Source organism: Streptomyces toyocaensis, assembly GCF_000725125.1.
GTDB classification, from domain to species: Bacteria; Actinomycetota; Actinomycetes; order Streptomycetales; family Streptomycetaceae; genus Streptomyces; species Streptomyces toyocaensis.
The window spans coordinates 45,625-58,705 of record NZ_JFCB01000017.1 but is presented as its reverse complement, the minus strand read 5'-3'; the positions used below and the strand labels follow the sequence as shown (position 1 = coordinate 58,705).

General features: G+C 63.5%; 8 protein-coding genes and 1 pseudogene. 1 reads left to right on the top strand and 8 read right to left on the bottom strand.

Annotation, left to right across the window (positions count from 1 at the left end):
- Positions 1–24: 24 nt before the first annotated feature.
- The 7 genes and pseudogenes from BU52_RS33775 to dndB all read right to left on the bottom strand — a co-directional run bounded on the left by BU52_RS33775 (position 25) and on the right by dndB (position 10,178).
- Entirely contained in the window at positions 25–2,232 is a 2,208-nt protein-coding gene (locus BU52_RS33775; protein WP_157847893.1) for a helicase-related protein, read from the bottom strand.
- A 1,205-nt stretch (positions 2,233–3,437) separates the two neighbouring features.
- The gene (locus BU52_RS19090) at positions 3,438–3,800 is read right to left on the bottom strand and encodes a hypothetical protein (RefSeq protein ID WP_037935920.1); all 363 of its coding nucleotides are present in this window, start codon (positions 3,798–3,800) and stop codon (positions 3,438–3,440) included.
- Between the two features lie 64 nt (positions 3,801–3,864).
- Positions 3,865–4,918, bottom strand: a pseudogene (locus BU52_RS37290) (IS630 family transposase).
- 159 nt (positions 4,919–5,077) lie between these two features.
- Entirely contained in the window at positions 5,078–5,458 is a 381-nt protein-coding gene (gene dndE, locus BU52_RS19075; RefSeq protein ID WP_037935917.1) for a DNA sulfur modification protein DndE, read from the bottom strand.
- Positions 5,448–7,475: a DNA sulfur modification protein DndD gene (gene dndD / locus BU52_RS19070; protein WP_037935915.1), complete on the bottom strand. Its 2,028-nt coding sequence runs from the start codon at positions 7,473–7,475 to the stop codon at positions 5,448–5,450. Before dndD ends, dndE begins: the two co-directional genes overlap by 11 nt.
- A complete protein-coding gene (dndC, locus tag BU52_RS19065; RefSeq protein ID WP_037935913.1) occupies positions 7,462–9,042 on the bottom strand; it encodes a DNA phosphorothioation system sulfurtransferase DndC in 1,581 nt (526 codons plus the stop codon). Before dndC ends, dndD begins: the two co-directional genes overlap by 14 nt.
- Positions 9,039–10,178 carry a DNA sulfur modification protein DndB gene (gene dndB, locus BU52_RS19060; RefSeq protein ID WP_037935911.1) on the bottom strand — a complete coding sequence of 380 codons (1,140 nt, stop codon included), beginning with the start codon at positions 10,176–10,178 and terminating at the stop codon, positions 9,039–9,041. The genes dndC and dndB overlap by 4 nt, the downstream gene beginning before the upstream one ends.
- 245 nt (positions 10,179–10,423) lie before the next feature.
- On the opposite strand from dndB, the gene dndA reads away from it, so the two are divergent.
- On the top strand, positions 10,424–11,578 hold the full coding sequence (gene dndA, locus BU52_RS19055; protein ID WP_078903324.1) for a cysteine desulfurase DndA: 1,155 nt from the start codon (positions 10,424–10,426) through the stop codon (positions 11,576–11,578).
- Between the two features lie 6 nt (positions 11,579–11,584).
- Here dndA and BU52_RS19050 read toward each other — a convergent pair whose 3' ends face one another.
- On the bottom strand, positions 11,585–13,024 hold the full coding sequence (locus BU52_RS19050; RefSeq protein ID WP_037935910.1) for a DNA phosphorothioation-associated putative methyltransferase: 1,440 nt from the start codon (positions 13,022–13,024) through the stop codon (positions 11,585–11,587).
- Positions 13,025–13,081 lie beyond the last annotated feature (57 nt).

The window sequence follows — 13,081 nt, the reverse complement described above, 5'->3', positions numbered from 1 at the left end:
GCATTTGCTCTTCAAGTGGGTTCATCAGGCCCATTCCTCCATTTCGTCGTCCTCAGTCATACTCATCCAGGGCTGATCAACGGGACGTAGACCGTATTCATATGCCCACTCGATAATTGTCAGAAGCGCCTCGCGGTTTCGTGCCGCCTCGGCAAGTTCAGCGGCTCGAGACAGCTCCCCCGCAATGAGGCGCTTCTCTGAATCAGATGGCTCGCCGGCAGGTCGAGGCGGCATTACGATGAAGTCATAGATAACAGCGTGCGACTTCGGGTTATTCGGGTCACGCCGCAAAAGTCGCCCACGACGCTGCACGAATTGCCGAGGGTTCTGGGTCGACGCGGTGATGACCCCAATACGCGCGGATGGGATGTCAACTCCCTCGTCTAGGCATTTCATAGCCAATAGAGCCTGAATGTCCCCACTGGCCAGGCGCTCCTGAAGGACCTCACGACGATTCCTGTCTGTCTCACCGTAATAGCACTCGATCCGCATCCCGAATTCCTTGCGAAGCATCTTCTCGGTCTTCTTGAGCGCAGGGAAGTCAGTCTCAGGATTCTTCCCTTCGGCAACATAGATAATCTGGTGCGTTTGGCCTTTCAAGCCGCTCGCCATCAGCTGACGAAGTCGGTCGTGCTTTCCAGTGGCGTGCTGAGTTAGCCTGGTGCGCGCTCGGATTTGAGCCTCTGCCGCTAGCTCATCCCCCTTGGCGAACGCAGCCGCGATCCGTTGCGAAATCTGCCGATAACGCTTGGCCTCGTCCTCAGTCAGCTCGATCCGAAACGGCAAGTAGTCATAAGGTACGAGTGCGTTGTACTGATAGATCGCCTGCTTGATACTGATCGAAGCCACAGGATCGCCGAAGTAGCTTAGGAGAGCATGCGTACCCTCGTCGTCGCCGTGCCGCTTGGGCGTCGCAGAGAGCCCCAGGGTTAACGTGGGATTTGGGGGCAGCGCATTTAGGCGCGCTGGTGTGCCCAGCGAGTGCATCTCATCCCCGATGACCATGATCCGGCCACGATGACGGGCCAATTGCCGCTGCACAAAATGTTCGTCATCAGCGACGTCCTCCCCACGCGGCGTGAGGCTGCCCGCTGTGGTGATTACCATCTCAGCTCGGCGTCCTTGACTTGATCGGGCAGCTGAGAATACAGATTTCAGATGCTCCCGCTGTCTGCTGGTGAGGGTGCCGTGACAGACAGCGGGACGAAAGCCGAACCGCTCGGCCTCCTGACGCCATTGGTCCACTAGATCGATCAGTGGCACGATCACCAGCACAAGCAGTGGCTTGTTGGCGTTAGAGGAGGATACGGAGGCTTGCGTCGCGGCTGTCAGGGCGGTGATGGTCTTACCAGTGCCTGTTGCCATAGCGAAAGTGCCGCGTCCACCAGCCCGAAGCCAGTCGTTCACCGCATCTTGTTGAAACTCGTGCAGTGTAAGGTCGTCAGGTAGCGACGGGACAAGCGACACGCCTTCCAAAGAAGGGGCGATCGATGAGACTGGTTGGCCAGTTTCGGTTATTGTCCGCCCTGCAGACGGCTCGCGGATGCCGAAGTTGGACCGCATAGGATGTTCAATCCAGTCGTTTACCCGCCACAAAGCTACGCCATCAACGCGCTCGCCCCATAGCTGCTCGAACCGGTCTCGTTCTTCGCGGGCATACGCGCGCTGCTCCTCGTTCACCCAACTACGATGCAGCGGAAACGACTCCGAATGAAGCCTAGCCCCACCGATGGTTTCATTCGGACTGCCGGTGAACGTCATCCAGTTACCGGGCTGGTCAGAGAAGACTCCGATCTTCTCATGGAACAGTGCGTAACTGTGCGTATGCTCTCGCAGTGCGATACGGACATCCAGCCGACCAGAGGCGACCATCCATGTCAGCAGCTTCAGCCGGTCAGCTAGCACAGGGCTGGGAATCGGCTGCAAGATGGCGCGTCGAAGCCCCTCCTTGAGGTAGTTCTTGAGTTCCTCGCCCTTACCCATTGCCGCCAGCTCATCGTCGCTTAGGTGGGCCGGAGACGTAATGAGCCGCATCATGCCGCCGTTGAGAACGAACCTGTCAAGAGAGGGCGCAATTGCCGCCAGAATGCCCGCGGAGAAAAACCCAACGGCCCGATCGTAATTTCGCGACCGGGCGAAGGCAGGGACATAGAAGTCTTTGATTAGGTCATCTGGCGGCGAGTTGTACCGGCGCTTCCACCTCGGTTCCCAAGAGGGCAAGTCGTCGGTCATCACGCGCCTTTCAGGAGGTCAAGCAAAGGATCCTTCACAGGATCGCGTTCTCTGCCGTCGCCGCCAGACCTCTGAGGCTTGGGAGAATCCAGATGAGCGTCTATCCCCGGCAACGGAACGTCGGATCTTTGAGGCGGCATGCCTGAATCGCCAACTAGTGTTAGCAACAGAGCGGTCAAAATATCTACGGCGCTCTCTCTGCCGCACTGTCGTATATTACGCAAATCAGCGATGGTGATCCCGAGCAACTGATCGAGGCGCCTAAGATGATTCTTGCGTAGCAGGTTTCGTGCTCGCTGGGTATGGCAACGGACGTCAACCTCGTCGCCTGCGGCCGTCGAGCGCCCCAACAACGTGCCTAGGTCGTTGGGGGAGTCGACGCCCACGAGGATCCGAGCCCATGCCCGTGCTGTCGCCACGCGCATCGTGCCGGCAGGAGCCGCGTCCACGTCGACGACCGCCTGCTCATACTCCACGTTCTCGCCTCACTCCCCACGATCCCTGAACCCACCATTGTTCTCAGTCTGTCGCCATGTCACCAACACCCTGGCGAGTGATACGTCGATCCTCTCCCCCGGACACGACAACCACGTCCACGGGTTGCGCCAGTCATGCGTGAAAAAATAGCGCAGCGATCACTGTGACACGCAGACTCCGCGGAAGGTTGCCCTTCAGCACTGGTCTGTGAACCAGCCTGCCTGGCGTCCCCACGCGGCCCAAACAACACCATCGCCACCGGGACAACACCAGCAGCCTCCATCCCGGTCAGGGCACACTTCAAGATGGCGGTCATCGGTCACCAGACGTTCAGGGTGCCAGCCGCCCAGCCCGGCTCAACAGGATTCCTATTGTGTAGCCATGAGGCTCGCACGTGGGCCGTCCACGGCAGGGAGTTGACGGCGCCGAGATCAACTTGGCGGTCACACCTTTGCAAGCACACGCGACCAAGTCAGGACCAGCGCAGGGGATGACTTGCTTGGAAGGGCATGACCTGCGACCACACGCGGCGAAAGCGACATAGTGGACGAGTCATGATGACTTGTGGGCGCGAGATAGGAGCGCCGGCCAACCGTCTGGTACCCCAGGCGAAACTGTCCGGGACTGGCTCACCCGTAGGGCTAGCTACTGAACTTGAACTCGTGACGTCGGTCGACTCGTGGTGACGGCGTCAGGATCCGAGACCGCCGGCTGTTACCCGCTCGGGTTCAGGACGATGGCTGTAGCCAGCGCCGCGCCGCGGCGAGATTCACCTCGACGTCATCGCTCCAAGAGCAGACCTCCAGCCATAAGAGGTAGCCGCCTTGCGCGAAGACCAGGACCTCGCCAGGGCACTCGCCGGTTTCGGTGGACAGTTGCACCTCGGCAGCCACGACGGTGCAGGGGCCCGTTGGCGCGGGCTCCACCGCGTCAGCGTCGAGGTCGAAGTAGGCAGTGCCGCAACCGCACTCACAGCGGGATTGCACCCTGAGTTGGGGCACCTGCCGTCGGAGGGCGACGTGAACGGGCTCGTCCCGGTTCAGGACGAGGTCAAGCACGTCGGCTACGTCCTCGGGCATGCTGTCAGTCATGCCGCCACCGTAGCTGACCAGCAGCTTTGGGCTTCGACCAATTACGGGTCGGTCGACCCCACGCTCACAGGTCCAGGGCCAGGTCGGTGCCGGCGAGGCAACCGTCGATGGCCTCCGGTCGGTACTGCAGCATCTTCAGTTTGCGCTTCACTGCGCGGGTGATCTGGCCGAGGTCGGCCGCGGCGAGGTTGCCGATGTCCCGCTTGACCAGCGACCAGACGCCCTCGGTCGGGTTGAGGTCCGGGGCATAGGTAGGCAGCTGGAACACAGTGAGCCACTCGGCGTTCGCGTCGATGAACTCGCGCATGCCGGCCGTCAGTGCAGGCGGACGTTGTCCCAGACCAGCACGATCGGTCCGCCGAGCTGGATGCGAGCGCGGACGATCAGGTCGCGGAAGTCGCGCCAGCCAAAGCCCTTCGGTTCGTCCTTGCGGCCTTGGTACTCGCGGATCGCGTAGATCAGCCGGGACCGCTGGCCCGGCTTGTAGCTAGCCATCGACACGCGCCCCGAGCCTCGGCTCCTCACCCTCACGACCGGGGTCTGGCCGATCCGGCCCCAGGTCCTGGCGCGCGGCGGAGTCATCGACTGCCCGGCCTCATCCTCGAAGACGATCCAGGCGTTGCGCTCCGCCGCGGTGCTCTTACCCGCGGCCAGGTCTCCTTCTTCCACACCTCGACCGTGTCTTCATCGCGCTCGATCGCCCGTCGAGTGGGCTGCTGCCAGCTCCACCCGTGGCGCTTCAGCAGCCGCCAGGTGCCCTCGACCGTGTAGGAGACGTGGAAGAGCCGGCCGATCAGCGTCTTGATCCATGCCAGGGTCCACCGCTGGTCCGCCCAGCCGTGAGCCAGTGGACCACGCTCCAACTCCTGCTCCAGCCTGTCGAACTGGGCTTCACTGAGTCGAGGTCTTCCCGGCGACCCCTTCGACAGGACTCCCGCCTCGCCGCTCTCGCGCCAGGCCCGGCGCCACCGCTCGACCGACCGCAAGCTGATCCGCAGGGCAGCGGCGATCTCCGCGTTCTTCTGCCCGCCCTCGAAACGCTCCACGGCCTGGAGCCGTAACCGCTCCCGCGTGGTCCTCTCGGCGTCGGTCAGCCCGCCGCCCTGCGCATACCTCACACCCAACGGCTATCGGTGCCGACGGCCGGCTGTCAGGCGAACGGCACCGACATCACCCAATCAAGTTCAGTAGCCCTACAAGGCAACCCTCTGGTCCTCCACGGGGCTCAGATACACCGATCCCCCAGGGGGCCTGCCTGGGGGATCAGTAGGGTCGCGTCAGAGGGCGACGACGGCGTCAACTAGCCCTTCGATGGTGGCCATTTGCTTGTCCGCGCCCAGATATCCGATGCCGCGGTGCAGGTGCACGGTCAGCATGCGAGCGACGTTCTCATCGGATACCTCCTGCCCAACCGCCGCGCAGCGCTGCTTGAGCAGGGCCAGATAGACGTCACCGTGCTGGCCGGCGAAGGTCTTCCAGGTCATCTCCACGTTGGAGTCGGTGACGATGTCCTTGACCAGCGGAGTCGAGGGGTCTTTGAGGGACAGCAGCAGCGCCCAGCGGCACAGTACGTTCCACTGGGTGATGCCGGTGGTGCGCTTGAGGTAGGTCAGCCGATCCTTAGCTGGCTGGGACAGGCGGACGTTGTCAACCGGCATGCTGTGCTCCTGCGTTCCACCAGTAGCCTTCGACGACAGCGGTGGTGAACTCGGTGTCGTCGTGGACGAGGGTGTAGGTCTGGGCGACGGACTTCTTCAAGCGGCCCAGCAGGTACTCATCGATCTCCTCGTCGGTGGACAGCAGGAGGACCTGGTTGCTGGCGTTGGGGAAGTAGCGGTCGACGAGGTGCTCGCGGTGACGGCTGTCGAGACGGCCCAGGGGGGTGTCGATAACGCTGGGCAGGCGGTTGCCGGCGACCCGCATCAGGCCCCACAGCAGGGAGACGGCCAGGAGTTGGCGCTCGCCGGCGCTCAGCCGCGCGGGGTCGATGGGCTCGCCGTCGGCATCGGCGAGGGTGAGGGTGAACTTGTCGGTGTCGATGCGCAGGTCGTGCACGAGTCCTTGCTTGCGCATGAGGACCTTGAAGCTCTGCAGGACGGCCACTTCGAGGCGGCTGATGTGCCGCTTGAGGAGTGCGGAGCCGAAGCGTTCGAGAGTGTCGCGGGCCTTTTCGGAGTATTTGATAATCCGCTCGACTTCTTCTGCTTTGACCTTGGTGCGGACGAACTCCTTGTGGGCCCGTTCGAGTAGGGTGGTGACGTGCTCACGGCGTCGCTTGAGGTCCTCCAGCTTGGCCGTGGCGCGGTCGCAGGCAGCTTGGCTGCGGGCGACTTCCACGATCTGCTCGTCCCGAGCAACTTGCAGGGCTTCGACCTTGTCCTGGGCGGGGACGCCGGCGAGCTGTCGGTCCAGTTGGTCAAGTTGTTCTGTCAGTTCTGCGGCGTTATGCAGTAGTTGCTGTGAGCGCTCTTGGTCCCGTTGCAGGAGTTCATTCAAGACGGTGAGCTGGGCCAGTGCGTCGTGCGGCAAGCGTAGGTCCACCGGCAGCTGCGTCTTGTCGGCACGCTCGGCGCGGTCGGCATCCAGTTGCTTGAGCACATCGGCGCGGACGGTGTCGGGCACCAGATCCAGCAACCATTGGTCACGCGCTTCGAGTACCTCCAGAACCTGTGCCGATTGCTGGGCTTCACGCTCCCTTTCGGCCTGCCGGCGCACGTCCTGCAGGAGCGGTTGGGCCATCAGCAGGGGCAGCGGACCCGCGGCAAGCTGGATCAGCTCGCCGCGCACCTGGGCCAGGCGGGCGGCGGTCTGCTTTTTGTCGTTCTCCAGCTCGATGCGCCTGGTGAACAGATCGCCGCCCTCGTCGGCGAACGCCTTCTCCAGGCTGTCCAGCTTGCGCTGCGCCTTACCGAGCTCGGTGCGGGAGTGGGCGAGTTCCTGATGGGCGATGTCGTACTGGGAGAGCACCGCTTCGCGTTCGGCTTCCTGGGCGCGGATGTTGTCCAGCAGGTGCTGTTCCTCGTCGGACAACTTCTGGCGACGCTGCAGGGCCAGCAAATCGTTGCGCAGCTGCTGGACGGTGCTCACGCCTAGGAGGGAGTGGACGGCGGACTCGATGACAGAGGCGGCTCGTTCGGGGTCGGCCAGTGACTCGATCTTCTCACCGTCGAAGAAGGCAAGGGAGGCAATCTCCAAGGGGAGGAGGGATTCGACGTGGTCGGCCCAGCCCTCACTCAACAGCCGATTGAACTTGCCCTCGGGCGTGACGTTGCGTTGCGTCTTTGCGCGTGCGCCGTAGGTGTCGTCGACGTAGACGTTGAGGAATTCCTTGAGGGTTTTGCCGCTGATGTGCCAGCTGCGAACGACGCGGTAGTAGTGCTCGTGCCCGCCGGTCATGACGGTGAACTCGAGAGTGATGGCAGAGCCGCGGGTGGGGTCGGCCTTGCGGTTGATGCTCTCGCGCAGGTAGGCGTCGTAAGCCTTGGTGCCGCGGCCGCTGCAGCGGGCGCGGTTGCCGTAAAGCGCCAGCTGGATGGCGTCGAGCAAGGTCGTCTTGCCGCACCCGTTCAACCCGCCGATCAGGATGATCGGCTTGTTCTTCTTGGGGGTGAGATCAAGAGACTGCTTGCCGCGGTAGGCCCCGAATTCTTCGAGGGTGATCTTACGCAGGAGCATCGAGTTCGTTTTCGTCGTCGAAGGTCAGGTTCTCGGCGATGTCGTCACGCCACTTTTTCTTGCGCGTAGCGAATTCCACAGCGTCTTCGTGGTTGTCGTAGTAGCCCTTTTGCACGGCTTGCTCAAGGGCCTGGAAGAGGCCGGACCGGCGAGCCATGGTGCGGTACTTCCGCTCGACGGCGAGGAGTTCGCGGACCATGTTGTAGTGCAGGTCGTCGCCGTCGCAGACCTGCTTGAGGACATCCATCTCGTCGGAGCCCATGACAAGCTGCTCATCCAGCGGGCCGCCCGGGAACGGTTCGCCGGTGGCGTCCTGATAGATCTGCGGCAGGCTGTCCTCGACCTCATGCTTGTCGAACACCCAGATCCGGCGGATCTCATGGAGTTCGTCAAGCGTGATGAGTTCAATGTTCTGCACGTGCTCGGGGGCGTGGGCACGGATCCATGTTTGCGCCTGGAGCAGCTCCTTGAGCCACTCTTCGCGGTAGGACTGCAGATAGGGGCCGTGGATGGCGCCGTCGTTGAACAGCATCACCTTGCCGTTCATCCGGCGGAAGTCACGGGCCGGCTTGTCGGGGCGCGGGAAGGGTGCCTTACGACCGGGCGGGAGGTCGGGGTCGCCCTCCTGGTAGTGGCCGAAGGGGGCATCGAGCTTGTTGCGCAGATCCAGGAGGGGGAGCATCCACTCCTTTTCCTCGTCATTCTGGATCATGGCGGACATAGACTTGTCCTGCTCGACGAGGGTGCAGGTCCAGCAGCCGAAGCGGCTGGAGCCGCAGGAGGGGGTGGTGGAGTCGACCACGAGGGGGCATTCGCCGTCCCCGGAGGCGCCCTGGTACATGGTGAGCAGGTCCTGATTGTTGTAGCCCCAGGGGTTGGGCTTCTGCATCAGGAACTCCCACACATCGTCGTTGGTCCAGTCCTCAACGGGGCTGTAGACGAGGGAGTTGGGCAGGTTGGCGTTGGGTGAGAGGCGGTCGCGCACGCGTCGCTTCTCGTGCTTTTCCATGGCGCGAGCGCGGGCTTGGCTTTCTGCCTTGCGAATGCCCAGCACCATGATCGCTTCGCCGTGGGCAGCGACCACGCTGCGGATGAAGCTGTTCGACGGCTTGATCTTTAGTCGTTCGGTGCACCAGCGGAACTTCGGGCGCGGGGCGGGATAGCCGCGGCCGATGAGGTTCACCCAGAAGGTGTCCTTTATCTCCGGCGTGAGGCGGTGTGGTTCGATCGGCAGGCTTTGTGCCTGTGCCGCGTCCTGCATGGTGCCCAGGGAGGCGGAGACCCAAGCGGCGACGACTGGGTTCTCCACGAGGGTGTCGGTGGAGATGACGTGCACGGCCTTGGTGCGCTGCTCGGCGGGCAGGTCTGCGAGGGCCATCCACACCAGCTGCAGGACGGCGGTGGAGTCCTTGCCTCCGCTGTAACCGATAACCCAGGGCACCTGGTCAGCGGTGTAGAGCTCGCGGATCTCCTCGGTGAGCTCGGTGACAACCTCGTCCAGCGAACGCCCGTTGAAGGGCTTGCGGCGTACGGGGGTGAGCCCGAGATTGAGGGGGATGGTGGTCATGCCTCGCCTCGCAGGTATGCGTCTTCCACACGTTGTTCTTCCGGGCTCAACTCCAGGCCCAGATGCTTACGCAGGTAATTAACGGTAAGTGTCACGTTTTGATGGCTTTTGGAAACGCGACCGCCGACGATGGCGCGCCCCTCCCAGTCGGCGTTGGCCCGGCTCCAGTCCACGTGCTTCAACGGAGCCAAACGCTTCTTCCACACGGTCGTCTTGGTGGACTCCCGCAAGAGCGAGTTGCCGATACGGCCCAGCGCATGCAGAGCGATGCCGTGGCTGTGAATGAAGTCCCGGCGCATCTCCTGCGCGGACAGCTGCTTGTCACGCACCATCGCCCACTCGGGCAGCGCCGCATCCATGGCCTCCCAGAACGACTGCGCCAGCCGGCCAGCCTCCTCCTGCTTCAGCGCGAGGCCCTGGAGCAGAGACTGGTTGCCGAAGTACAAGGCGCTGAGGGTGAACAGCTTCCGGGAGCGGGCGGACAGGGTGCTCTTCTCCATCTCCACAAAGCCCTTGAAGACGGCCGAGCGTTCAGTGAGGGTCCGGGTGATCTGTGCGTTGAGGTCGCGGTGGTCGTAGAGGACGCCGATCGAGCGGGCCGGACGGACGGCGTGCCGGTTGAGGTCGGCGAACATCTGCTGGGAGCGGGCGAGTCCGGTGTCATGGAAGAAGACCACGGCAATGGTCTCGTCCCCCAGGTCGGGGTTTTCCTTCAACGCCAGCTCGATGGCGGCGCGGCGGTGCTGCCCATCGTTGATGAGGAAGCGTGCGTCCATGGGGATGCGCAGCTGCCCGGTGCGGTGCGCGGCTCCCTCGGCTCCCTGGCTATCGAAGACCATGTCTCCGTCAACGGAGGCGGTCAGGGCACTGAAGACGTAGTCCTCGGGGTTGTCCAGGATGTAGCGGGCGAGCGCCGGCAGGCGTCCCTTGTTCAGGACGCGCTGGGCTCTCAGCTCGGCGGAGAGATCATCTTCGTCGAAGAGGAAGATCTTCGGGATGAGCCGCAGTGGGCACATCGACGCATAGAACTCCCGCCCCGCCTGCACCCCGCGGATCGCGGGGAAGGTGTATTCAAAGCCATTGGACGCTCGCGAGGCAGCCCGCCCCGCAGCTTTGCTCGCCGCTTCAGTCTGCACCCGTGCACTCTAGCGTGCGCGTACGTGTCACGAGAAACGTACGTCGCTTTCGTCTCAACGTACTCAGATGCACAAAATGACGTACCAGCCCTTCGACCATGCGCCTGCAGGCGGCGAAGCGACACAGGAACAAGCGCCGCGAGGATGATGTTGACGTACTGGGGTGGTGGCTTCGTGCGCTGCGGTCCCAGCGTGTACGTTAATCACTTGACGTACGACTGTTGTGGAAGCGTGCAAAGAGGCGGGTGAGCGCCGTGGTGGCGTATCTGGATGTGGCAGCGACGACGCGGGTGGACCCGCGGGTTGCCGAGGTAGTGCTGCACTGGATGACCGAAGACTTCGGCAACGCCGGCAGCCGCACCCACGAGTACGGTGCACGCGCCAAGAAGGCGGTGCAACAGGCGCGTTCCTTCATCGCCGGCACCGTCGGCGCCAAAACGGAAGAAGTAATCTTCACCAGCGGGGCGACGGAGGCCAACAACATTGCTCTGCTCGGACTGGCACCGCACGGCGAGCTCACGGGGCGCAAGCACATCATCACCTCCGCCATCGAGCACAAGGCTGTACTGGAGCCACTAACACACCTACGCGACACCCGCGGCTTCGAGGTCGACTTCCTCTCCCCCGGCCCCAGCGGCCGCATCACCGCCGACGCCGTGTTGGAGCGGCTGCGTCCGGACACCCTGGCGGTGTCGCTGATGCACGTCAACAACGAAACCGGCGTCATCCAGCCGGTCGCCGAACTCGCCGAGAAGCTGCGCGTCACGCCCACCTATCTGCACGTCGACGCAGCTCAGGGCTACGGCAAGGTCCCCGCCGACTTGATGGCGCCTATCGACCTGATCAGCATCTCCGGCCACAAGATCGGCGCCCCGAAGGGCGTCGGCGCTCTGATCACCCGCCGGCGGGGATGGGACAAGGTGCCGCTGGAGCCGATCATGTTCGGCGGCGGGCAGGAGCGCAAACTGCGCCCCGGCACCCTCGCTGTTCCATTGATCATGGGCCTGTACGAGGCCGCGAAGATCTTCACCGAGAGCCGGGCGACGTGGGAGCGGGAGGCGAAGGCGATGCGCGAGCGGATCCTTGCTGCGCTCAGCGCGACGCGCTTCCGCCTCAACGGAGACCCGGAGCACAGCGTCCCCCACATCCTCAACGTCAGCTTCGATGAGCTGAATGCCGAAGCACTCATCGTCCGCCTCAAAGACCAGGTCGCGATCGCCACCGGCTCGGCCTGCACCAGCGCCTCTTACACCCCCAGCCATGTCCTTCAGGCGATGGGCCTGGACAACGCCGTGGCTGCCAACGGGCTGCGTCTTTCCTGGTTTCCTTCCCAGGCAGCCGATTTCGATCCCCTTGCGCTCGCCGAGATCATCGCCAGCATGCAGCCTAAGGAAGGTTGACCAGCCCTACGCCTCCGAGCGGCTCACCAGCCGGTGCCCGCGCAGCTGCCGGCCGCATCTGACGAGCTCGGCCTCCCAGCCGTTCTCGGTCCCGATCAGGTGCGGCCGTTCATACAACCCCGCCCGCATCTCAGACTCGGTCAACCGGCGGTATCGCGGCACGTCCGGATCATCCGGTGCCAGGAACTCGTGCTTGCGATGCAGCAGCGGCCGGTTGGCCGAGCTCTCGTATGAGAGATGGGAAGCTTCAAGCGTCTGCAGGTCCACCATGTAGGAGGACCGGATCCGCGGATGCGGGTCTTTGTCAAAGTCCGGGTAGTCCAGCCACGACACCGCTCGCCCTTGGTGCCTGAGCTTGGCCACGGTCCACTGCTCCGGGCGACCGGCAGCGATCGACGCGCAGTGCTCGTACAAGCGCAATACCGTCGGGATCCGCTCCAGCGCGCGTCGATGCACGTACAGCGCCGTCGGTGTCACCTTGCCAACAACGGAGGCGTTCATGGCACTACGCACATAGCCGTCGTCGCGGAGCTTCAACAACAGTCGGTCAGCCCGCTGACACGCCTCCTTGTAGGAACTGAAGAACGTGCGCACGTCCTGTTGCAAGCCCACTGGCAGACTCCCGAACGGTCCACGACCGTTGAACAGCTCCACCGCCAGGTAGAGCAACGTGTTCAACGTCGATCGCTTAACCCCCGCGGTGGCACGCTCAGGATCAGCACCATCCCGCACCAGACGCTTGACGTCGCCAGGCCGCAGATGAGCCAGGAGCTCCGCAACGGTCCGCGGCATCTCCTCAATCCGCGGCGGACGTCCCCTGCGCTCGAAAAAGTCCACCACCGCACTCACCGCTGAGGCAGTGTCCTCGGAAGCAAGCCACTCGGCATCCGGGATCACACGCTGCGCCAGATAGCTTAGACGGGCGCCCTCGTCCCGGAACACGTAGACGACTCCGGGCGCGGCGGCAACCACTCGCGCGCCGGTCACCTGCTCCACGTACTCCCGAAGCTCACTCGCGGCGTAGAGATGCTGGAACGTCTGCCGACTGGTCAGTAGACCGTCACCGAACTTCCGACCGTGGACCTTTGACTTCTCCCAGGTCAGCCGGGCTGAGACAACCAGCAGCGTCGAGGTCAGCTCCCACGCCTGCTCCAAGGTCTGCCGACGCTCTACCGGATCCTCGATCACGTTCAACACGTAGGTCAGCAACACGACGTCGCTGGCGACCAGCTGAATGTCGGAGCGGTAATACGGATCCCACCCAGCCACCTGGCAGTCCAATTGCTCCAGGGCCCTGACATCGTCACCACGGCCACAGCCGTAGTCGAGGATCGTCCGCCCAGGTAGCAACTGGCGGTCCGCCAGCGCCTGACGCGCGGGCACCGACAACGCCATCCGCCCAATCGCCGTTCGGCGACGCTCACTACCCCACATCTGCTGCCTCACAGGCACCTGCATCCATGTAACGACACGATCAGCAGGGTAGAAGACAGGCGTCCGGCG

Bases quoted from the DNA above. Each gene is read 5' to 3' on its own strand.
- BU52_RS33775 (WP_157847893.1), bottom strand. From the start codon at position 2,232: ATGACCGACGACTTGCCCTCTTGGGAACCGAGGTGGAAGCGCCGGTAC.
- BU52_RS19090 (WP_037935920.1), bottom strand. From the start codon at position 3,800: ATGACTGACAGCATGCCCGAGGACGTAGCCGACGTGCTTGACCTCGTC.
- dndE (WP_037935917.1), bottom strand. From the start codon at position 5,458: ATGCCGGTTGACAACGTCCGCCTGTCCCAGCCAGCTAAGGATCGGCTG.
- dndD (WP_037935915.1), bottom strand. From the start codon at position 7,475: ATGCTCCTGCGTAAGATCACCCTCGAAGAATTCGGGGCCTACCGCGGC.
- dndC (WP_037935913.1), bottom strand. From the start codon at position 9,042: ATGACCACCATCCCCCTCAATCTCGGGCTCACCCCCGTACGCCGCAAG.